The following is a 20,866-nucleotide window of genomic DNA, read 5'->3' on the forward strand; positions in this document are numbered from 1 at the left end:
TTCGTCATTTCTCGGATTCCTTTGCCTGCATTATCGCCGGCTCAGGCCCTGGCCGTTCCACTTATCCGGTTGTCTGAATTCGCGCGGCCACCTCTCCGAACGGGAAAAGCGGCTTGATATGCTTTCCGGCATACCAGCGATATCCCATCGCCAGGCCTTCCGTGTAGTGCGCGTCATGGATAGTTTTGAGGTTAAGATCAACGTCCTCGGCCGGAGGAGCGGCGAGATCGCGATCACTTGTCGGGAACGTAAGAGTCAACTTGCCGGAGGGACTGACGCGTCCCGCCAATACGCTAGCGATTGCTTCGCCGCCTTGCTCCCCGGGGTACCAGGCTTCCAGGACGGCATCCACGTTGTCAAGCCACGGCATGGTGACGGCAGTACCCGTTTCCAGCACGACGACGGTCCGCTTTGCCTTCGCGGCGACGGCAGCAATCAGTGCGTTCTGGTCATATGTCTGATTCGCCGCATCGGCTTTCCCATCCGGTAAGGATAAGGACTTCAGATCCAGCGCTTCGGTGGTCCATTGCGTCGCGAATACTATCGCCACGTCCGCTTGTGCAGCAGCGTACGCAGCCGCCGCGGCGTCGTTGCCATCGAAAAAGGTGACCTGCGTTCCGGGGAGCTCCGCCTTGAGCGCTTCCAGCGGTGAAGATTTGTACCATTGCGCGCAAGCCGGTTCAGTGCGCATCGCATCTGCCTTCGCACCGGGCGTGCGGCAGTTGACGGCATTCGCATCAGGACCTGGTACATGCCCGGATCCGCCACCCGAAATAACGGCGACATCGGCGTGTCCTCCGATCACGACAAGCTTGCGAACTTTTGGCCCAAGCGGCAACACAGGCTCCGGCCCGCTACCCCTGATGTCGTTTTTCAACAGGACGATCGATTCCTGTGCTGTTTTCAAAGATAGCGCTCTGCCCGCGGCCAGGTCAATCGCGCCACCGGGTTTCGGCGGGTTATCGATCAAGTCAAAGCGGTAGAGCGTACGCAGTTTCCGAAACACCATGTCGTCGAGTCGCGTTTTCGAGACTGTGCCGAGAGCGATGGCGGCCTTCAAACGTTGATTGAAATGCGTTGGGAAGCCCAATACTCCAACGGCATCGTCTTTCGAGCCGGACTGCTCTTCATCCAGGCCCGCGTTCGCCGCTCGGACGGTATCGCTGACTGCTAGATACCAATCGGACTGAACGATGCCCTTGAAGTGCCATTCATTTTTCAGGACGTCGGTGATGAGGTATTTGTTCTCGCATGCCTTGCTCCCGTTGACGAGGTTATAGGCACACATGACATTGCCGGGGTCCGACTGTTCGATTGCAATTTGAAACGCGAGCAATTCAAGCTCACGCATCGTTCTCTCGTCGACAATCGAGTTTGACGTGAAACGATTGGTTTCCTGATTATTCATTGCGAGGTGCTTTATCGTGCCGACGACATTCTGCGCCTGGGTTCCGTTCGTCATGGCAGCCGCCATGTTGCCGGCCAGAACCGGGTCCTCCCCGAAGAATTCGAAAGTTCGCCCCTGGCGCGGATTTCTTGCAAGATTGACCCCGCCGCCCAGGCCCTCGGCAAAGCCCTGTGCGCGCAATTCCCGTCCTATCAATGCACCGTACTCGTACGCAAGCGCAGGGTCCCACGTTGCCGACAACGCCAATGGTGCGGGCAGGGCAGTCGATTTAGCATGCTCGGCATTGACGCCCGAAGTGGAATTTGCCGAATTCAGATCAGGGATGCCGAGACGCGAAATTCCCGGAATGTAGCCGGCCCCGCCCAATGGCGATGTATGGGCTCCTGCACCATGAACCATTTGTATTTTTTCATCGAGCGTCATTTTCGACAGCAAGGAGTTTGCGCGCCGATCGATCTTCTCGTCGGCATGCTGGGATGTGGGCGCAGAGCTACAAGACATCAAAATGGGCGTGACGATAGTCAGCGCTGCGGCGGGCCAACCCCACCGGATACGTTTGAATGTATGCATGTTTTCGTAGAATTCCGACGTGTTCCTGCTAAGCCACCTGACAATGATCTGCCTGTCGTGCGCCTTAGAATTTGTGACGCATCCCGACGCGGATTGCGGCCTGGTGATGAGTGGTGGAGGGCAAGCCTTCGGCCGCCTCGACTTCGCCGTGGAATCCACTATCGCGTTCATCCGCGACCACGACATAAACGTCCGTTGCCTTGGAGAGGAAGTAATCAGCGGAGAGGGTTATCTGGTTGGCGCTGCCGACGCCGTGGTTGCGTGCCTGATATGTAAATCCACCTCCTACGTTCAAGTACGGTCGGATATAGTATGAAGATCCTACCTCCGCTGTTGTCGCACGAGGTTTTTTTCCGGCTGTCTGTTCGACTGTCGTAAGCAATCCGAAAATACGAGCCTTACCTATGTTGTAGGCGAGACCAGCCGCCCATTCGTTGACATTCCCCCCCGCTGCAATGTTGTGCCCGTTGTAATACGACAGCGATCCACTCAAGGGCCCCCGGTTGTATGACACCACGAAGCTTATCGAACTGTTCGTCCCGACACTGCCCGCCGTATTGCCGAACCCGTACATCGCGCCTGCGGAAAAGCCTGAGACCGTCGGTGTCACATATTTGACGGCATTGTTGACGGCAACGCCCCACACGCGGTTGTCGAGTGAGTAGCCGCCTGCCGCGTAACTTTCGATGCCCCACTCCAGCAAACCGGCCGGCGTATTAGAACCGATTGCATAAGCAGGAAAGATATCGCCGATAAAATCGTCCTGCCGTCCCATCGAGAACGTTCCCCAATCTCCGGAAGCGCTCAGGTAAGCCAGTCGACCGAACTCCAGGCCGCCTTGCCCCAAGGTTCCAGTATTCAGGTGATAGCCGTTTTCAAGGACAAAATTGATCGAGTTACCACTCCCGATATTTTCCGACCCGCGCAATCCCCAGCGATCTCCCTGCGCCGAGCCGGTCGTCATTTGCAGGCGATTGGCGCGGCCGGAATTGGTCGTGACGTTGTTGGTGTAGGTCAAGCCCGCGTCCATAAGGCCATACAACGTAACAGATGACTGAGCATGTGCTTGCGACGTCACTACACCTGTAGCCACATACAGCGATAGTTTCAATGCTCTTCTTTTCATTGCAGTTCCCTTTTTCATCATATAAATCTAATCATTCAGGAATTCGACCTGACGAAGATGCATTTGCCCTGCGGAAAATAGCGGCGTTCCGCGGGGAGTCGGAGTTCAAGTTCGCTTCATCATCTCGCCTGTCAGAAATTTTTTAACGTTTTATTCGTTTGGCAAGGTCAGTGGCCGAATCTTGGAACTCCATATTTATTGAGGAAATAGGGGAGATCGCCCGCGATCCCGGGTGAAATCTTTAGTGTTGCTTTGTTAACGGATTCATATGATCTGCGCTCGGGGAGCGCGGCTCTGCTACAAATAGCGAGGGGGCGAAGCGGGTAAGGTGTCGGGCCGAACGAATTGAGAGCCGACGATGAGCAGGACGAAGAGACTGGAGGAACTGCTCGCAGGCCGTCACTTTTGCGCGATGTGATCATCCCGTGTGATCGATGGTGCCTGCGCTACAAGCTTAGCCTGCGCGATCTGGTCGAAATGATGGCGAGGGAGCTGTCGCTGGCGCACACGATGATCCTGCGCTCGGTGCGGCGCTTCACGCCGGAATTCGTCAAGCGGTGGAACCGCTTTGGCAGGCCCGCTGGCCGGTCGTGTCGACGAGACTTACCCCAAGCTGCGCGGCAAGTGGGGCTATCTTTATCGAGCGGTGGATCGGGGGCAGACGGTCGACTTCATGCTCGGCGCCAGGCGCGACGTGAAGTCGGCAAAAGCCTTTTTCGAACCTGTCCGCATTTTCGTGGGTGAGATGGTTGAAAAAATCGTTAGCCACGCGCGCGCGTGAATCGCTCGCCGAACAGGATGGCAAACTGGTTCATGGCAAAGCGCGGGCATGACCTCGTCGATCACCGAGCTGATGAAGTCGGGCGACATCTCGGTGCCGTAGCGCTCGGCCAGAAAGGCCTGAATCTCATGCACGCTCATGCCGCGCGCGTACGTCGCAATGATGCGTTCGTCAACGCCGGTGAAGCGGTGTTCATGCTTGGAAATCAGGACGGGCCCGAAGCTTCCCTCGCGGTCCCGCGGCAGATCGACCCTGAGCGGGTCGTGATCAGTGGTGAGCGTCTTGCCGTTGCCGCCATTGCGTTCGTTGGTCTAGCAAGACGGCCCCGGCGTGCCCAGCTGGTAGCCCAGATGCATGCTTGTCTCGGCGCCCATGGCGCGTTCAATCAGCACCTTGTTGAATGCCAGCCTCAGATCGTGGACTTCGGCGGGCGTCATCGGGCCCTTCATCAGTTCATCGAGCAGGCCTTCAGGCAGTTCAGGCAGCGGCCCTCGGGCCGCTGCCTGCAAAGCGACTGTGCGTTTTTTCTTCATCGGCATATCCATGGCTTTTACACCTTAAGATATGCCTCACCCACGACATGACGGATAGGTTTGGTGCCTGTGCCACATCGGAGCAACGCTAATAAATCAATAGCAATTCAAAGAAAGGCCAACAACAAGCAAACCACCGAAAGAACTACCAGCAGGGTAAAAAACGCTAAACAGGCGGCTGCTGCCCAGCCATGGCGAACTGCGCCTCAATCACGTCCTTGAGCAAGCTGGCAATCGACGACGCACCAAGCTTCTCCTTGATACTCGCCCGATAAACGTCAACAGTCTTCGCAGTGATCCCCAGTTCGCGAGCAATCAACTTACTCGCCTTCCCTTCGATCACGCCGTTCAGCACTTCCCGCTCTCGCGGTGTGAGCGCCCGGATGCGCTGGATCATCGCCTGGCGATGCTGGTTTTCCTGATGCGTGTCGCTCGCGACGCGGATCGCTCTCTGGATCCGCTCGAGCATTTGCTGTGAGTTGTATGGCTTCTCGACGAAATCGATCGCGCCGTTTTGCAGAGCGCGCACCGACATCGGAATATCGCCATGGCCCGACACGAAAATGATCGGCAACGAGACACCCCGGCGATTGAGTTCTGCCTGCAGATCGAAGCCGCTGACTTCAGGCATCCGGACATCCAGCACCATGCAGCCCGGCACGCTCGGATCGAATTGCGCGAGGAACTCCGCGGGGCCCCGGTAGCAGTGCGCCTGAATCTTCACGGAAGCGAGCAGCCACGAAAGCGACGTACGCATATCCTCATCGTCGTCGACGATATACACAATGGGGGACTGAGACTCTGCGTCCATAATTCGCTTCTGTTCACCGCTGCGGGAATGGCTGACTGCCCGGACAGCGAGGAGATCAAGCCGACCAGCCGTCATCGTAGTGAGTCAAAAAAACGCTGTAAATGGCGATCCTTCTGGAACATGCGCCCCATGCGGACCACGAGCGGGTTCGAATCCTGGCCCGGCTTGGGGGCGGCCCGCGCCGCGGGGCCACCGGCATACACGATGGTGCGCTTCGACAGCGGGTAGTCGTAGGAATGCTGAACGAGTCGTCGCTGGCAATCTTGCGTGCTCTTCCTGGCCGAAATGATCGCCTCGACCAGTCGCCTCGGTCATCTTTTTGCGGTCTCGTCCCGCAGCTTCAGCACGGTCGACATGTTCTTCCTGCTGGTACTGATTTCGCTGATCGACCCTGATGCTCACCAACATCGTCGATAGCGTGCAGCGCAAGTTCATCCACTGATCCGACCTCGCCTCGAACTACCTGTCTATCTAAAGATTTTTCTGAGGTGGACGGTGGTTTTGTTGGGTTACCGCCAAAAAAACGTTCACTTAGACTGCCTTCACCGCTTAACCAGTGGGCACGTGCGACACGTGTCGCTCCTTTCTGTTGGGCAAGGCATGCAACGCATAAGCGATCCCCAGAAGTCTTTTCGACAAGCCATGGCGCATCTGTCCGCCGCCGTGAGCGTGTTGACAACCAACGGCCCTGGCGGCAAATGCGGCGTGACTGCCAGCGCAGTCTGTTCGGTGACCGATTCGCCACCGACACTGCTGGTCTGTCTGAACCGTTCGAGCGCGATGCACGAGGTCTTTGCGACAAATCAGATGCTCTGCGTCAACGTGCTGGAGGGCGAGCATACCGAACTTGCCAGGCACTTTTCAGGCGTGACCGGCGTGCCGATGAGTGCACGCTTCGAATGGCCGATCTGGGATCGCGGGCAGCACGATCTCCCGGTGCTGCGCGATGCGCTCGTCAGCCTCCAGGGACAGATCGTCGAATGCAAGGCGGTCGGCTCGCATTCGGTCATGTTCATCAAACTGATCGACATCAGGGTTCGCGAAGACGCGGAAGCGCTGGTTTATTACGGTCGACAGTTTCATCGGGTGCGCTGCGTGCGCGAACCGGCTGCTTCTACGCCGGCAGGGCCGAATTCATGAGCCATCCAAAAGTCATTCACTGGTATCAGTCAACCTGTCCTCGGGGGTTTGCAATGTTGTTGAAGAAAGTTTCGACGGTGGCGCTTGTCGCGATGGCCGCCGCTTGTTCGCTGCCGGCTTATGCGCAACTCAAGATCGGCGTGGTTACTTCGTCGACGGGGCCGACAGCACTTGTCGGTATTCCACAGAAAAATACGGTGCCGCTGTTACCGAAGAAAATCGGCGATCTGAGCGTCGACTATATTTCTCTGGATGATGCGAGCGATCCCACGGCATCGGTGACCAACTTCAAGAAGCTCATTTCCGAAAACAAGGTCGACGCGATCATTGGACCGACCGGGTCGCCCAATGCGATGGGTGTGATCCAGTTCGCCGCCGAATCCGGCACGCCGATGTTGGCCCCGGTCGGCACCGCCGCGGTGGTGCTGCCAATGACCGAGCAGAAAAAGTGGGTATTCAAGACCACGCAAAACGATGACCTGATTGCTCAGGCGCTGGTTGACTATATGGTCAGGACCAACGTGAAGACCGTGGGCTTCCTCGGCTTGAATGACCCGTATGGCGAGAACTGGTATCGGGTGTTCTCGGGGCTTGCCAAGACTCACGGGATACAGATTACGGCGAATGAACGCTATCAGCGCGCAGACAGTTCGGTGACGGGGCAGGCGCTCAAGGTGATGGCGAGCCATCCGGACGCCGTACTGATCGCAGCGCCCGGCGGCGCCAGTGTGCTGCCGGAAGCGACGCTCTATGACCTCGGCTACAAGGGCAAGTTTTATCAGACACACGGCGCGGCGTTGCCCGATTTTCTGAAGCTTGGCGGCCGCAAGGTCGAGGGCACGGTGCTGGCTGCTAGTCTCATGCTCGTGTTACCCGAGATACCCGACAGTAATCCGTCGAAGAAAGTCGCGACCACCTATATCGACGCTTATCAAAAGCTGAACGGCGTAAAGCCCGCAACCTTCGGTGCGAACGTCTACGATGCGGGGCTCCTGCTCGAACATGCGGTGCCGATTGCGGAAAAAAAGGCGGGGCGACCCGGTACGGCTGCGTTTCGCAGTGCATTGCGAGATGCACTCGAGCAGACCCGCGATCTGGTCGGCACGCAGGGCGTCTACAACATGAGTTCCGCCGATCATAGCGGTTTTGACGATCGCGGTCGCGTGCTGATTACCGTCAAGAACGGCAATTGGGCACTCATCAAATAAGTCAAAGCCAGACGTCCCGATGAACGCTCAGATAGTTTCGATCCTCAGTCAGGACGGCTTCACCAACGGTGCAATTTATGCGTTGCTGGCGTTGTCGATCCTGCTGGTATTCAGTGTCACCCGGGTGCTGTTCATCCCTCAGGGTGAATTCGTGGTCTACGGCGCGCTGACGCTGGCAACGATGCAGTCGGGCAAGCCACTACTCGTCGTCTGGTTGCTGGTCGCCTTCTCATTAGCTGAAGCGGCGGCGGACCTCGCTGCGCGCTATCGACGCATACACGCGCTTCGCTTGTCGGCCGTGGAATGCGGGAAGCTCGCTTACGCATGCGTGCTCGCCGTCTTGGTACATGTGCTGCCGGTGGCTCAACTCCCTGTTTCGCTGCAAGCGTTGCTGACCTTTGCGCTGATCGTGCCGCTCGGCCCGCAGTTGTATCGACTCTTCTATCAACCGCTGGCTGGATCGTCGGTGTTGGTGCTGATGATCGTGTCGATTTCGGTGCATATGGCACTCGTGGGGTTGGGTTTGCTGATCTTCGGTCCGGAGGGCGCGCGCATCACGCCGTTCATCGACGTGCCGTTGCAGCTCGGCACCATCAACCTAAGCAGTCAGGCGTTGCTGATTATTTCGACATCCATACTGTTGATGGTCGTGATGCGCCAGGCGTTCGAACGCACCGTTTATGGAAAAGCGTTGCGTGCAGTCGCATTCAACCGGATCGGTGCCCGGCTGATGGGTATTTCACCGGTATTCGCAGGCAAGGCGACGTTTTTCATCGCTGCGCTAATCGGCGTGCTGTCCGGGATTCTGATCGCGCCGCTTACCACGCTGTATTTCGACTCGGGTTTTCTGATCAGTCTGAAAGGCTTCGTCGGCTCGATCATCGGGGGGCTTGTCAGCTATCCGGTCGCAGTGGCAGGGGCGTTTCTGGTGGGGCTGATTGAATCGTTCTCGGCATTCTGGGCCAGTCCCTACAAGGAGATCATCGTTTTTACGCTGCTCATCCCGGTGCTGCTGTGGCGCTCCCTGAAGAGTCATCCTGTTGAGGAGGAGGAATGACGCCTCGCCGCATCTTCATTTGTGCACTGGTGCTATTAGCGGTTGCCCCACTCGTGCTGCCGCCGTTCTACGTGACTCTGCTCAACTACATTGCGTTGTACGCACTCGTGACGCTGGGTCTCGTGCTGTTGACGGGCGTCGGCGGTATGACCAGCTTTGGCCAGGCGGCGTTTGTCGGCATCGGTGCCTACACCACCGCCGTGCTAACCGTGCAGGCTGCGACGCTGCCGGCATGGATTGGCTGGCTGGGTACATCGCCATGGCTGACGCTCGTGGCGGGGCTGGTGTTGACGCTGGTGGCGTCCTGCCTGATCGGCGCGTTGACTTTGCGCCTGTCGGGCCACTTCCTGCCGCTCGGAACGATCGCATGGGGCCTGAGTCTCTATTTCGCGTTCGGCGCGATCGGCGGATTGGGCGGCAACACGGGCATCGCCGATATTCCGCCGGTGACGCTGGCGGGTGTCAGCCTGCGCGACGGCGCCCGCATGTACTACCTGATCTGGTTGTTCCTGCTGGTGGCGATCGTCTGTACCGGCAATCTGCTCGATTCACGTGCAGGCCGCGCGATACGGGCGCTCAAGGGCGGCACGGTAATGGCCGAAGCAATGGGGGTAAATACGGCGCGTGCGCGCATGGTGATCTTCGTCATCGCCGCATTGCAGGCGAGTGCGTCCGGCTGGCTCTATGCGCATATGCAGCAGTTCGTGAACCCGGTGCCATTCGGCATCCAGATGGGGATCGACTATGTGTTCATGGCCGTCATCGGTGGTGCGGGGCAGGTGTGGGGCGCACTGCTGGGAGCGGGCGTATTCACCATCGCGAAGCAGTGGTTGCAGGACATCCTGCCGAAGCTGCTCGGCGAGACAGGCAACTTCGAGATCATCGTGTTCGGCTTTGGCATGGTATTCCTGCTGCATTACGCGCGGGGTGGTTTGTGGCCGCTGTTCGCGCGTCAACTGTCGGTGATCGGCCGAAGCGCGAGCCGCATGGGTTCCCGCGTGGATGCGAATGCCGCTGCGTTGTCGAGGCGCTCCATGCCGCCACGGGGCGAAGTCCTGCTGGAGGTGCGCGACGTCACGCGCCGCTTTGGTGGCCTGGTGGCGAACGATGCCGTCAGCCTGAGCGTGCATGCAGCGGAGATCGTCGCGTTGCTGGGGCCGAACGGTGCGGGCAAGAGCACGATGTTCAATCAGATCTCCGGCGTCGATACGCCGACCTCCGGTGAGGTCGTGTTTCGCGGCGAACGCATCACCGGCATCGGCTCGAGAAAGATTGCCCGGCGTGGTATGAGCCGCACCTTTCAGCATGTGCGGCTGCTGAGCCGGATGAGCGTGCTCGACAACGTCGCGCTGGGTGCACACCTGCGCGGAAGCAGTGGCGAGCTGCGCGCCGCGTTCCGGTGCGAACGGGATGAAGAGCGCAGTTTGCTGGCCGAAGCTGCGCGGCAGATCCATCGGGTTGGGCTGGGTGCCTATCTGAACGAGGAAGCCGGATCGCTGGCTCTTGGACAGCAACGCGTACTGGAAATCGCCAGGGCACTCGCGTCCGATCCGTGCCTGCTGTTACTCGACGAGCCGGCAGCCGGCTTGCGCTATCAGGAGAAACGCGATCTCGCCGAGCTGCTGAACAAGCTGCGCGAAGAGGGACTCGCGATTCTGCTGGTCGAGCACGACATGGACTTCGTGATGAATCTGGTCGATCGCGTGGTGGTGATGGATTTTGGCAAGAAGATCGCCGAAGGTCTGCCGGCCGAGGTGCAAAAGCATCCAGCGGTACTCGAGGCCTATCTGGGCGGGGAGGAATGAATGGCCGGAGAACTGCTGGAGGTACGCAATCTGTCGGCCTCATATGGCAAGGTGCGTGCGCTGTCGGACGTCAGTCTACGGGTGGGCGAAGGGCAGATCGTGACCGTGATCGGGCCGAACGGCGCAGGCAAGACCACACTGCTGTCGGCCCTCATGGGCGTGCTGCCGTCGGAGGGCGAGATCGCCTTCTGCGGCCGTCATCACCCGCATGCGCTGATCGAGGACAGGGTAGCGGCGGGTATGAATCTCGTGCCCGAAAAGCGCGAGTTGTTTGCCGAAATGCCCGTGGAGGACAACCTGTTGCTAGGCGCGTTCAGTCGGATTCGCAAAGGCCATCGCGACCATCCGCAGACGATGCAGGAGGTCTACGAACTGTTTCCACGCTTGCGGCAGCGTCGCAACCAGGCCGCGGGCACGCTGTCCGGCGGCGAGCGCCAGATGCTTGCAGTCGGACGCGCGTTGATGGCGCGGCCCAGGCTGCTGATGCTCGACGAACCGAGTCTGGGTTTGGCGCCGCTGATCGTGCGTGAAATGTTCCGTATCGTGGCTGCGCTGCGTGAGCGCGGTGTGTCGATCCTGCTGATCGAGCAGAACGCGCGTGCCGCGCTGAAAGTCGCGGACTACGCGTACGTGCTGGAAACGGGTGCGTTGACGATGGAGGGGCCGGCGGACGAGATCGCCCGGGACTCGCGGATCGTCGACGTTTACTTGGGATTGTCTTGAGATGGATCGCACGGAAGAACGAGGTCATCGAGACAGCATTCCGTCGGACCCGAAGATATGCGTGGCGGGTGCGGGTGCGATCGGCACCACCCTGGCGGCGCGACTCGCCGCTAGCGGTCGGGTGGTCAGCGTGTTTGCGCGGGGCGCGACACTCGAGACCATCAGTCGACGAGGGATCGAACTGGATGATCTGTCCGGTTCGATCCGGGTGAATGTGCCTGCCAGTGATCGGGTCGACGATTTCGATATTCAGGACATCGTATTCGTTTGTGCAAAGGCTCACGCGTTATCGGGTTTGCTGACGTCCATCAAGCCCATGCTCGGAAAAGAGACGTTGGTCGTGCCGACGGTCAACGGGGTGCCGTGGTGGTATTTCGGCGGTGAGGGCGGTCGTGGGCACGGCAGCACCGGTAGTGGTCTCGGCTACGAATCGGTACGCGCCGTGGACCCGGACGGCAGCCTCGCTGCGATGCTGCCGTCGCAGCAGATCCTGGGGTGTGTCGTGTATATCACCGCCGAGGTGCGCGAACCCGGACGTGTTATCGCAACCAATCCGCACCGGATGATTCTGGGCGAGCTGGACAACCGTCCGAGCGCGCGACTGCGGCAAGTCTGCGCGCTGCTGTCGGACGCGGGCATCGACGCGCGCGCCAGCAGGTGCATTCGCGATGACGTGTGGACCAAGCTAATTGCCAATCTCACGTCCAATCCGCTCTCCGTCGTCACCGGTGGAACCTTGCAGGACATCTACGGCGCAGCGGAGTTGCGCGAGGTGGTGGTCGACATGATGGATGAGGTGATGAGCGTGGCGGAGCGCTACGGCGCACGCATCGCACTGAATCAGGACGCATTTCTCGTCCAGGGAGAAAAGATGGGGGCATTCCGCACGTCGATGCTGCAGGACTACGAGAAGGGGCAGCGTCTGGAGCTGGCGGCGATCGGCGACGCCGTGCTCGAGCTTGCCGACCGGTATGGCATTCCGATGCCGACTACCCGCGCGATCCTCGCGCTCACCCGCTATCGAACGACGCAGCGCACGCTTCGTTAAAGCATGTACTACAGAAGTGTCTTTTAAACGGGAATAGTCATGACATATGCCATCCTTTCAGATATTCGCAAACCGGACCATATCGCCGATGCCGAATGGGCGCTGCGCGTTCAACTGACGGAGTTCTATCATCTGATCGATTACATGGGCTGGACGGAAATGATCTTCAACCATATCTCGGCACGGTTGCCGGGCGAAGATGGACATTACCTCGTTAATCCATTCGGTTTGAACTACTACGAGGTGACGCCGGAGAACTTGCTGAAGGTCGACCACGAGGGCCATCTGATTGATCCGTCGCCGTATCCGGGCAATCCCGCCGGGTTCGCGTTGCATAGTGCGATCCATGGCGCGCGGGACGACGTGCATTGTATCGTCCATACCCATACGACTCCGATTTCGGCGATAGCCTTGAAGGAAGAGGGCTTTCGCCACGACGATTTCTACGGAGCGCAGTTGTTTGGGCGGGTGGCCTATCACACGTTTGAAGGGATCACGCTGTTTGACGATGAGAAAACACGGATGCTCGCGAGCCTCGGCGACAAACATGTGCTGGTGCTACGCAATCACGGCATCGCTGTTTGCGAGAAGGATATTCCGGGTACCTTCATGCTGCTGTGGACCGCGCAGCGTGCCGCTGAAATTCAATGCCAGGCCGCGGCGCTGCGTGGCAGCGATGTGCCGCTGGCGGATGCGCTCAAGGCGCGTTGTTCGGAGCTTGCAGCGCAGCTGATCCGCAATGATCGGTTCGCGATCAAGCTGTTCGATGCGATGGTGAGGAAGATGCGGCACGGTCCGCGGAAGTGACGGAAATGCTCTGCCTGCCGAAAGAAGCAGGCACGAATAAAATCAAGCTGCCCGAGCAAGCGCCCGTTCGATGCACCTGAAGGCGCCGCCCCGTTTCCGGTCTCCGTGACTGCCAGCCATGCTACGCGCCAAACGGCTCGTGACTGTCTACAGAGCGCTGGCCGGTCCGCTTTTCAACAGCCCGCTAGCCGTTTCCCGCGCTGACAAACACCCCCCGTTTTGGAGAGCACCTTCCTGCCGCGAAGGGCTATCAGCAGAAAATCGGCTCATTACACTGCGCCCGTCGCATCGTCGAGAAGCCTCGACGCGGCACATACGCAGCGCGGAAGCGTTACGACCGGCAAACGAAAGACTTGGGGGTAAATCGTCATGAACAAGCGTTGGGGGATCATCGCACCCGCCGCCTTGCTTGCTGCAGCCGCACATGCGCAGAGCAGCGTGACCCTGTACGGCAAGATCGAGGACGGTATCAACTACACGAGCAACGCACGCGGCCACGGGACCGTGCAACTGCAAAGCGGCTATGACTACGGCAGCCGCTGGGGTATCAAGGGCACGGAAGACCTTGGCGCAGGCTACCAGGCGATTTTCACGCTCGAGAGCGGTTTCGACGTCAACACCGGCAAAATGAACCAAGGTGGTCGGGAATTCGGCCGCCAGGCCTTCGTCGGCATCGCGTCGGATCGATACGGCACGCTGACGTTCGGCCGCCAGTACGATCCGAGCGTCGATCTCTTCTCGCCGCTCACCGCAAACGGCAACTGGACCGGCTACCTGTTCTCGCATCCGTACGACAACGACAACACCGACTACTCGTTCCGCGTGAATAACGCGGTCAAGTACGTGTCGCCGGTGTGGCACGGCATTACCGCAGAGGCGATGTATGGATTCAGCAATCAGGCGGGCGGCTTCGCGAACAACCGCCTGTATGGCGCCGCGCTGCAATACCAGCAGGGCGGGCTGACGGTCGGTGCGTCGTATTTGAAGATCAATAACGCACGCAATGCCGATTCGAACGGGGCGGTCACCGGCGACAACACGTTCGATGCATCGTCGCAGCAGAACATCGGCATCGGCGTGAATTATGCGTTCTCGAATGCGCTGGTGGGATTCACGTATTCGCACGTCGACGTCTACGATCCGACTTCGAACGCGTATTTCACCGGTACGACGCAGCCGGCGGGCGGTGCGTGGAAATCGTGGAAATTCGACAACTTCGAGGTGAACGGTCTCTATCACTTCACGACTGCGTTCTACATCGGCGCGGCATACACGTACACTCAGGCCCGCGTCGCGTCGACGGTCGGCGCGTTCAATCCGAAGTGGCATCAACTGAGCACGAAGTTGAATTACGACTTGTCGAAACGCACGTCGGTATTCGTGGAGGGCGTCTATCAGCATGCGATGAACGCGCACACTGGAACCGACTTCGACTACGCGTACATTCCGGGCGCCGCCGATATTTCGTCAGGCCCGAATCAATATGTCGCGCGTATCGCGCTGCTGCATCATTTCTGACGCCAATGCCGTTCGCGGAGGCTGCATGACTCCGCGAACGCCACTTGATCGCCGACACGAGTCTCGGTTCGACAGGACTTGCCGGCGTTTCGCATGCGGCGTTCCGTGGCGGCGCGCGCGATCAAAGCGGAAGCACGGAAGTCTGCTTGATCTTCTGCATGGGAATCTCGGTCTTCACGCTCTGCACGCCGTCGATCCGAGTCAGGTGGTCGATCTGGAATGTCCGATAGGCGTCGATATCGGCGGTCACGACACGCAGCAGGCAATCGCAATCGCCCGCCATCAAGTGGCACTCCAGAACCTGTGGGAGACGTTGAACCACCTCGGTGAAATGATCGACCGTTTTCGCGTCCTGGCTCGTCAGCCAGATGCGGACGAAGACGGTCAACCCCGCGCCGATCTTCGATGCGTCGAGCAGCGCCGCGTAGCGCTCGATCACACCCGCCTGTTCCAGTTGCTTGACTCGACGCAGACACGGTGACGGCGACAAGCCCACTTTCTGCGCCAGTTCCACGTTCTGGAGTCGCCCATCTTCCTGGAGCGCCCTCAGAATGCGACGGTCCATTTCGTCCAGTTCGATCACGGCCATTGATCCGACCTATTCGGTTGAGGCACGCGGTGCCCGAGTTTTCGATTTTTGAAGCATTGAATTGCTGAACCGCGTCCATCTTAAGTCGAACACGCAACCTGAAATTATTTTTTCTACGATAAATTTTTGCCCGTAGCAGCCGGGGCGGTCCCGCTGCCGATCAAGGGGCAAAAGATGAGCACCGGTTCCGTCCAGCACTTCGAATTCGAACAAAATCCTCACCCCGTCGCGGCGGCCGAGCGCGCCGCGCTGCTTGAGAATCCCGGTTTCGGCCGGGTCTTCACGGATCACATGGTGACGATCCGCTACTCGGCGGAACAAGGGTGGCATCACGCGAAAATCGGGCCGCGCGAATCGTTCCGATTCGATCCGGCGACGCTCGTGCTGCACTACGCGCAGGAAATTTTCGAGGGCTTGAAAGCCTACCGGTTGCCGGACGGCGGCGCGGCGTTGTTCCGTCCCGATGCGAATGCGCGGCGCTTTCGCCATTCAGCCGAGCGGCTCTCGATGGCGCCGTTGCCGGAGGCGATGTTCGTCGAATCGGTACGTGCGCTGGTCCGCGCCGATCGCGACTGGATTCCGGCGTTCGACGGCGCGGCGCTGTATTTGCGTCCGTTCATGATCGCGACGGAGGCGGTGCTCGGCGTGAAGCCGTCGCCCGAGTATCTGTACTGCGTGATCGCGACGCCGGTCGGCGCGTACTTCAAGAGCGGCGCATCGGGGGTGACGCTGTGGGTGTCGGAGCACTACACGCGGGCGGCGCCGGGCGGCACGGGCGACGCGAAATGCGGCGGCAACTATGCGGCGAGCCTGGCAGCGCAGGCGGAGGCGATCCGCGAAGGCTGCGAGCAGGTGGTGTTTCTCGATGCGGTCGAACGCCGCTGGATCGAGGAACTGGGAGGGATGAACGTGTTCTTCGTGTTCGACGACGGGTCGATCCAGACGCCGCCGCTGAACGGGACGATTCTGCCGGGCATCACGCGCGCGTCGTTGATCACGCTGGCCCGGGATCTGAATTACACGGTGCGGGAGGAGGGCTACACGATCGAGCAGTGGCAGGCGGACGCGCGCAGCGGTCGACTGGTCGAGGCGTTCGCGTGCGGCACGGCGGCGGCCGTGACGGCGATCGGCCGGGTGAAGGGCCGTGCGTACGACTTCACGATCGGCGAAGGTGGCGCGGGGCCGGTCACGTTGCGCCTGAAGGCGGCGCTGCTCGATATCCAGAACGGGCGCGACGCCGATCACCACGGCTGGGTGGACCGCGTGTTTTGAGTTCGGCACGGCGGCCCTCGCGACTCGCGATGGCCGTCATGAACGCCGCGGTCGGCATTCCGGCCGAACGCAGCCGCGCTGCCTCTTGGAATACTTCGATCATGTCAGCTGTTTCGTTGTCACGCGCGATTGACCGCCTGTTTATCGTCGACCCCGGTCTTCATCGTCTGCTGGGCGGGGCGCGCGCCGCGCTGGCGAGCCTGCTTGCCGGCGCGCTCGGCATTGCATTGGCGCTCCATCTCGGTTTTGCGATCACCACCGGCGCCGTTGGAATACTTTTCGCGATGGTCGCGCCACTGTTCCTGCGCGATGCTCGTCGGCTGGATTGGTATGAATCGCTTGCATGGCAGTACGGTGTCGCATGCGCGAGCTTCGCCGCAGCCGCCGTCGTGAGCGCGTGGCCCGCCGTCGGCAAGGCGGGTTTCGTGATCGTCCTGTTCTGTTCGATGCTGTGCCAAACCCAGGGGCCGCGCACGGTCGGATGTGCGTTCCTGGCGATCGCCATGTACTACCTCGGCCTCTATCTGCATCCGACCGCGCTACAGGTCGGCCGCATGCTGGCGATGTCGATCGCAGGCCCGGCGAGCGTCGTGCTCGTCTGCCGGATGCTGTTGCCGACGCATGCGGCGCACACGCCCCGGCTCATCGCGCGCTCGGTATCGCTGCAAGCGGCATGCATCGTACGAAGTGACATGTCGGACGCGGGCACGTTGGATGCGATGACGCATTTGCTCGCGTTGAACGAAGCCGCCATCGCACTCGAGAATCACGCGTCGAAACTCGATGAAGGCGACGCGCATGCGCTGCACGCCGCGCTCGTCGCATTGGAGATGGCGGCGGCCCGGCGCGTGCTGAACCACGATCGGACCGACGCTGCCGCCGCGGCGCTGCGCGCCGCGATCGCTCGCTTCGATACCGTCGCCGACGAAGTAGCGGCGCGCATGACCGCCGCCCGTCCGGCCACGATGCCGCGGCCCGCGCGTGCGATTCCGTGGTTCGTCGGCTGGCGCACGCTTGCATGGCTACCGGCGATCCGCGCTGCTGCGGCTGCGTTCGCCGCCATGTTGATCGGCGAGATGCTGTCGCCGGAGCGGTGGATGTGGGCGGTGCTCAGCACGTTCGTCGTGTTCTTTGGCACGTATTCGTGCGCGGACACGATCTATCGCGGCGCGCAACGCGTCGCCGGTACGCTTGCCGGCGCGCTCGCGAGCGTACTCGTCGTGAGCGCCGTTCATCATGCGAATGCACTCGTGGCCATCGTCATGGGCGTCTGTGTGTTTGCCTGGGCATACCACATCCTGCACGCCTATGGACGCGGCGTTTTCTTTCTCACGGTGCTGATCGGCCTCGTCTATGCGCAACTCGGGTTCGAGATCGGACTGCTTGCGGAACTGCGTATCGGCGAGGTGTTGATCGGCTGCGCGGTTTCGTTCGCGGCGGCGATGCTGGTGATGCCACTGGCGGCGTCGCGCCACATTGCGACGCGCTCGCACAGCCTGTTGGCCGCGCTGCGCGAACTCGTGCACGAACGCGACGATGGCACGCAGCTGGGGGCGGCGCAGACGCGCGCGGCCGATCGACGTTTTCACGACGTGCGCATGGCTGTCAGGCCGCTGGCCGCGTGGCGCATGCTCCGTGTATCCGGCGATGCCCGACGGTTGCTGGACGCGCTGCTGTACTGCTGGCTGTACGGTCGAATCGTGGCGACACGCCTGCCTGTCGAAGCCGGTGGCCCGGTTGTCGCATTCGAGCGGCATGCGCGCGCAGCCATCGTCACGCGGATCGATGCGTTGATGAGCGATCTGGCTCGCAGCCGCGCGACGCGAGCCGATGCGGCTGCGAACGTCGGGCCCGGAACGCTCGCGATGTCCGGCGATCATCCGTTACCCGCCCACCGGGAACTGGCTTGGCTCGACGCGAAGCTGACCGAACTCAACCGGGCATTCGAGGACGCGCTGTCCGGAAAAATACGGGCGAGGAACGGTAGCGGAGATAACCGCGGCTCTCGCATCTCTCACCCCTTGATCGCCGGCGCGGGTTCGGGTTCGACGGGAACCGACTGATCTCGCCGCGGCGGGCTACCGACCCGCTGTCGTCATCGGTACCCGCTATCCGCAGATCATTCAGGCGGTCGTTCGACGTATTGCTCCGACAGCATCAATCGCGCCACCCGCTCAAGCATCCGAATCGAGCGCCAGCCGGACGGCGTCACGCGTCCTGCCTCTTGCCACGGCTGCCTGCATCGTGCGGAATTGATCGACGAATCCCGCGTTGCCATCGAGACCCAGTGTGGCGAACGGCTTTGATTTGAGGATCGCGAGCGGATCGCCGCTTCGCACGCGATCGAGATCCGATGCATCGAACTGCGGTTCGCTGACGGCGAACGGGTTGCCGAGATCGTCGACACCCTTCAGGTAATGCTGAAAGCAAGCCAGCAGCAGGGCTTCACGGCGCATGTCGCGGTTGCGCGCGACCAGTGCCCCGATGGTCTTTTCATGAAACACCGGAATCTTCGATGCGCCGTCGTGCGCGACGCGCAGCAACTGGTCGCCCAGTGCGGCGTTGCGAAAGCGCGCGAGCGTATTTTGAGCATAGGTGTGCGCGGACACGCCGTGCGGTAGCGTGAGGATCGGGCCGACGTCCTGGGTAAGGAAGGTATCGAGCAGCGCGGCGAGATCGCGATCGGCCATTGCATCATGGACGAAGCGATGTCCCAACAGAATCGCCGGATAAGCGAGCAACATGTGAGAAGCGTTCAGCATGCGCCCCTTCATTGCCTCGTATGCATGGACGTCGTCGCGCAATTCGACGCCCGCGGCGTCGAATGCCGGGCGTCCCGCGCTGAAACTGTCCTCGACCACCCATTGCGAGAATGTTTCGGCAACGACCGGCACCGTGTCGTCGATGCCTGACAACCGGTTGGCGTGCAGGCGGACCGCGTCCGTCACCTGCGGCGCGATCCGATCGACCATGCTGTTCGGGAACGCGACGTAACGCTCGATCCAGGCAGCGAGATCGACGTCGACCGCACGGGCGAAATCGAGCACCGCGCGTCGCGCGGTATCGCCGTTACTGCGCAGATTGTCGCAGGACATCACGGTGAACGGCAGCACGTTGGCGGCCCGGCGCCGTCTGAGCGCTTCGACGATGAACCCGAACGCGGTACGGGGTGGTCCTCCCAGAAGATCGTATGCGACGTCGGGCGTATCGAACCGAAATGCGCCGGTCGTCTCGTCGAGGTTGTAACCGCCTTCCGTGATAGTCAGCGATACGATCCGGATCGCCGGATCGGCAAGCCTGGTCAGGACGGCCTCCGGATCGCTCGGTGCGTGCAGATACTCGATCATTGCACCGATTACGCGCACGGTTGTCGCGCCGTCGCTCGAGAACTCCGTCAGCGTATAGAGGCAATCCTGCGCGCGGAGCGCATCGGCCTTTGCGACCGAGGACCGGCTGTTACCGAGTCCGATTCCGCATATTGCCCAGTTTTCGTGACGGGGCAGATGCAGTACATGGTCGATGTAGCGCGCCTGATGTGCGCGATGGAAATTGCCGACACCGATATGCGCGATGCCTGCCGTCAGGCGATGACGGTCGTAGGCAGGAACGGCGACGTGCGGTGCGGCGTGTCCGATGGTTGCATGGGAGAGCGGATGGCGCGAGCCATCTTCGTGTGCCAGCGGGGATTCTTTGTCATTCATGATCGCAAGGTGTTGCTTGATCGAGGAAGGTCAGGCGCGCATGCGCACATCGGGTGTCGTGTCGTGCATTCTTCGCAGCCAGCGCTCGACGAGCGACGGCAGCGCGGCCATGTTGTTGAAGACGACGTACGCACCTGCAGCGTGCAACTTGTCCGTTTGCGTGCGTGCCGCATGCGCGGCGCCGACGAAACCGAGTACGGTCATGCCGGCGGCAATCGCGGCTGCCGTACCCGTCACGCTGTCTTCGATGACGATGCAACGCTCGGGCGCGACATGCATGCGAAGGGCGGCGGCCAGATAGACGTCGGGTGCGGGCTTGGGCGAGGGCACCTGGTCGGCCGTGAACAATCGTTCGCCGAACATGTCGGCCAGGCCGATCCGGTCGACCACGCTGCGCACGTAGGAAAAGTCGCTGTTGCTCGCGCACGCCTTGACGAGGGGAACGGCGGCGAATGCGTCGCGCACGCCGTCGATGGCCGGCGCATTCACCGCGTTGGCGTGGACGTCCGCGCGAATCGCCTCGACCGTGTCGTTGTCAAGCGGCCGACCGACGACGGTCGCGACCGTGCGCAGCAGTTGCTCGGTTCGCATGCCGAGCATGGGACGCACGACGTCGCGAAGGCCGGCTAGCCCCCAGAGGTGCTCGAGGCGAGTCACGATGATGCGTTCGGCGACGGCCTCGCTATTGACGAGCACGCCATCGCAATCGCTGATGAGCGCGTAGTCCGAAAGTCGACGAGCGGCAGGGAGTTCGTTCATGTCGGTTTCC

At 60.8% G+C, this 20,866-nt stretch carries 17 protein-coding genes and 2 pseudogenes; 12 read left to right on the plus strand and 7 right to left on the minus strand.

Features of this window, described 5'->3' with window-relative positions; translation table 11 throughout:
* Window positions 1–61 precede the first annotated feature (61 nt).
* Both HWX03_RS33180 and HWX03_RS33185 read right to left on the minus strand, forming a co-directional pair.
* Complete coding sequence (locus tag HWX03_RS33180; RefSeq protein WP_244132839.1) at window positions 62–1,978, minus strand: glycoside hydrolase family 3 protein; 1,917 nt, start codon at window positions 1,976–1,978, stop codon at window positions 62–64.
* Window positions 1,979–2,042: 64 nt separating this feature from the next.
* Window positions 2,043–3,125, minus strand: coding sequence for a porin (locus HWX03_RS33185; protein ID WP_244132840.1), 1,083 nt, complete (start codon window positions 3,123–3,125; stop codon window positions 2,043–2,045).
* 337 nt (window positions 3,126–3,462) lie between these two features.
* Between HWX03_RS33185 and HWX03_RS33190 the strand changes: the two are divergent.
* A pseudogene (locus HWX03_RS33190) lies at window positions 3,463–3,822 on the plus strand (DDE-type integrase/transposase/recombinase); the annotation flags it as partial.
* A 110-nt stretch (window positions 3,823–3,932) separates the two neighbouring features.
* Here the strand turns inward: HWX03_RS33190 and HWX03_RS33195 are convergent.
* Window positions 3,933–4,418 (minus strand): annotated as a pseudogene (locus tag HWX03_RS33195) (transposase); the annotation flags it as partial.
* 166 nt (window positions 4,419–4,584) lie between these two features.
* Window positions 4,585–5,229: a response regulator gene (locus HWX03_RS33200; RefSeq protein ID WP_175874180.1), complete on the minus strand. Its 645-nt coding sequence runs from the start codon at window positions 5,227–5,229 to the stop codon at window positions 4,585–4,587.
* A gap of 267 nt (window positions 5,230–5,496) precedes the next feature.
* Here HWX03_RS33200 and HWX03_RS33205 point away from each other — a divergent pair, with 267 nt between their 5' ends.
* From HWX03_RS33205 to HWX03_RS33245, 9 genes are all read left to right on the plus strand, one after another.
* Window positions 5,497–5,646: a hypothetical protein gene (locus HWX03_RS33205; RefSeq protein WP_175874181.1), complete on the plus strand. Its 150-nt coding sequence runs from the start codon at window positions 5,497–5,499 to the stop codon at window positions 5,644–5,646.
* Between the two features lie 183 nt (window positions 5,647–5,829).
* The gene (gene hpaC, locus HWX03_RS33210; protein WP_175874272.1) at window positions 5,830–6,369 is read left to right on the plus strand and encodes a 4-hydroxyphenylacetate 3-monooxygenase, reductase component; all 540 of its coding nucleotides are present in this window, start codon (window positions 5,830–5,832) and stop codon (window positions 6,367–6,369) included.
* 53 nt (window positions 6,370–6,422) lie between these two features.
* Window positions 6,423–7,577 carry an ABC transporter substrate-binding protein gene (locus HWX03_RS33215; protein ID WP_174430143.1) on the plus strand — a complete coding sequence of 385 codons (1,155 nt, stop codon included), beginning with the start codon at window positions 6,423–6,425 and terminating at the stop codon, window positions 7,575–7,577.
* Window positions 7,578–7,596: 19 nt separating this feature from the next.
* The gene (locus HWX03_RS33220; RefSeq protein WP_175821662.1) at window positions 7,597–8,634 is read left to right on the plus strand and encodes a branched-chain amino acid ABC transporter permease; all 1,038 of its coding nucleotides are present in this window, start codon (window positions 7,597–7,599) and stop codon (window positions 8,632–8,634) included.
* Entirely contained in the window at window positions 8,631–10,439 is a 1,809-nt protein-coding gene (locus tag HWX03_RS33225; RefSeq protein ID WP_175874182.1) for a branched-chain amino acid ABC transporter ATP-binding protein/permease, read from the plus strand. The genes HWX03_RS33220 and HWX03_RS33225 overlap by 4 nt, the downstream gene beginning before the upstream one ends.
* Window positions 10,440–11,162, plus strand: coding sequence for an ABC transporter ATP-binding protein (locus HWX03_RS33230; RefSeq protein ID WP_174430146.1), 723 nt, complete (start codon window positions 10,440–10,442; stop codon window positions 11,160–11,162).
* A gap of 1 nt (window position 11,163) precedes the next feature.
* On the plus strand, window positions 11,164–12,210 hold the full coding sequence (locus HWX03_RS33235; RefSeq protein ID WP_175874183.1) for a 2-dehydropantoate 2-reductase: 1,047 nt from the start codon (window positions 11,164–11,166) through the stop codon (window positions 12,208–12,210).
* Between the two features lie 39 nt (window positions 12,211–12,249).
* A complete protein-coding gene (locus HWX03_RS33240) occupies window positions 12,250–13,017 on the plus strand; it encodes a class II aldolase/adducin family protein (RefSeq protein WP_175874184.1) in 768 nt (255 codons plus the stop codon).
* Between the two features lie 369 nt (window positions 13,018–13,386).
* Window positions 13,387–14,535: a porin gene (locus HWX03_RS33245; protein ID WP_174430149.1), complete on the plus strand. Its 1,149-nt coding sequence runs from the start codon at window positions 13,387–13,389 to the stop codon at window positions 14,533–14,535.
* 121 nt (window positions 14,536–14,656) lie between these two features.
* Here the strand turns inward: HWX03_RS33245 and HWX03_RS33250 are convergent, their stop codons facing one another.
* Window positions 14,657–15,115, minus strand: coding sequence for an Lrp/AsnC family transcriptional regulator (locus HWX03_RS33250; protein WP_174430228.1), 459 nt, complete (start codon window positions 15,113–15,115; stop codon window positions 14,657–14,659).
* A gap of 183 nt (window positions 15,116–15,298) precedes the next feature.
* Between HWX03_RS33250 and HWX03_RS33255 the strand changes: the two genes are divergently transcribed.
* Together HWX03_RS33255 and HWX03_RS33260 are read left to right on the plus strand one after the other, a co-directional pair.
* Entirely contained in the window at window positions 15,299–16,396 is a 1,098-nt protein-coding gene (locus HWX03_RS33255; RefSeq protein WP_175874185.1) for a branched-chain amino acid aminotransferase, read from the plus strand.
* 29 nt (window positions 16,397–16,425) lie between these two features.
* Window positions 16,426–18,459 carry an FUSC family protein gene (locus HWX03_RS33260; RefSeq protein ID WP_244132841.1) on the plus strand — a complete coding sequence of 678 codons (2,034 nt, stop codon included), beginning with the start codon at window positions 16,426–16,428 and terminating at the stop codon, window positions 18,457–18,459.
* Window positions 18,460–18,570: 111 nt separating this feature from the next.
* Here HWX03_RS33260 and HWX03_RS33265 read toward each other — a convergent pair whose 3' ends face one another.
* Both HWX03_RS33265 and HWX03_RS33270 read right to left on the minus strand, forming a co-directional pair.
* Window positions 18,571–20,097, minus strand: a complete 1,527-nt coding sequence (locus HWX03_RS33265; protein ID WP_175874186.1) for a mannitol dehydrogenase family protein — start codon at window positions 20,095–20,097, stop codon at window positions 18,571–18,573.
* A 30-nt stretch (window positions 20,098–20,127) separates the two neighbouring features.
* Entirely contained in the window at window positions 20,128–20,856 is a 729-nt protein-coding gene (locus HWX03_RS33270; RefSeq protein ID WP_175874187.1) for an HAD-IA family hydrolase, read from the minus strand.
* Between the last annotated feature and the right edge of the window lie 10 nt (window positions 20,857–20,866).

The organism is Burkholderia sp. BCC0397, from assembly GCF_902832865.1.
In the GTDB taxonomy this organism is placed as follows: domain Bacteria; phylum Pseudomonadota; class Gammaproteobacteria; order Burkholderiales; family Burkholderiaceae; genus Burkholderia.

Coding starts and splice junctions, on each gene's coding strand:
- HWX03_RS33180 (WP_244132839.1), bottom strand. CDS start 1,978: ATGCATACATTCAAACGTATCCGGTGGGGTTGGCCCGCCGCAGCGCTG.
- HWX03_RS33185 (WP_244132840.1), bottom strand. CDS start 3,125: ATGATGAAAAAGGGAACTGCAATGAAAAGAAGAGCATTGAAACTATCG.
- HWX03_RS33200 (WP_175874180.1), bottom strand. CDS start 5,229: ATGGACGCAGAGTCTCAGTCCCCCATTGTGTATATCGTCGACGACGAT.
- hpaC (WP_175874272.1), top strand. CDS start 5,830: ATGCAACGCATAAGCGATCCCCAGAAGTCTTTTCGACAAGCCATGGCG.
- HWX03_RS33215 (WP_174430143.1), top strand. CDS start 6,423: ATGTTGTTGAAGAAAGTTTCGACGGTGGCGCTTGTCGCGATGGCCGCC.
- HWX03_RS33220 (WP_175821662.1), top strand. CDS start 7,597: ATGAACGCTCAGATAGTTTCGATCCTCAGTCAGGACGGCTTCACCAAC.
- HWX03_RS33225 (WP_175874182.1), top strand. CDS start 8,631: ATGACGCCTCGCCGCATCTTCATTTGTGCACTGGTGCTATTAGCGGTT.
- HWX03_RS33230 (WP_174430146.1), top strand. CDS start 10,440: ATGGCCGGAGAACTGCTGGAGGTACGCAATCTGTCGGCCTCATATGGC.
- HWX03_RS33235 (WP_175874183.1), top strand. CDS start 11,164: ATGGATCGCACGGAAGAACGAGGTCATCGAGACAGCATTCCGTCGGAC.
- HWX03_RS33240 (WP_175874184.1), top strand. CDS start 12,250: ATGACATATGCCATCCTTTCAGATATTCGCAAACCGGACCATATCGCC.
- HWX03_RS33245 (WP_174430149.1), top strand. CDS start 13,387: ATGAACAAGCGTTGGGGGATCATCGCACCCGCCGCCTTGCTTGCTGCA.
- HWX03_RS33255 (WP_175874185.1), top strand. CDS start 15,299: ATGAGCACCGGTTCCGTCCAGCACTTCGAATTCGAACAAAATCCTCAC.
- HWX03_RS33260 (WP_244132841.1), top strand. CDS start 16,426: ATGGCCGTCATGAACGCCGCGGTCGGCATTCCGGCCGAACGCAGCCGC.
- HWX03_RS33265 (WP_175874186.1), bottom strand. CDS start 20,097: ATGAATGACAAAGAATCCCCGCTGGCACACGAAGATGGCTCGCGCCAT.
- HWX03_RS33270 (WP_175874187.1), bottom strand. CDS start 20,856: ATGAACGAACTCCCTGCCGCTCGTCGACTTTCGGACTACGCGCTCATC.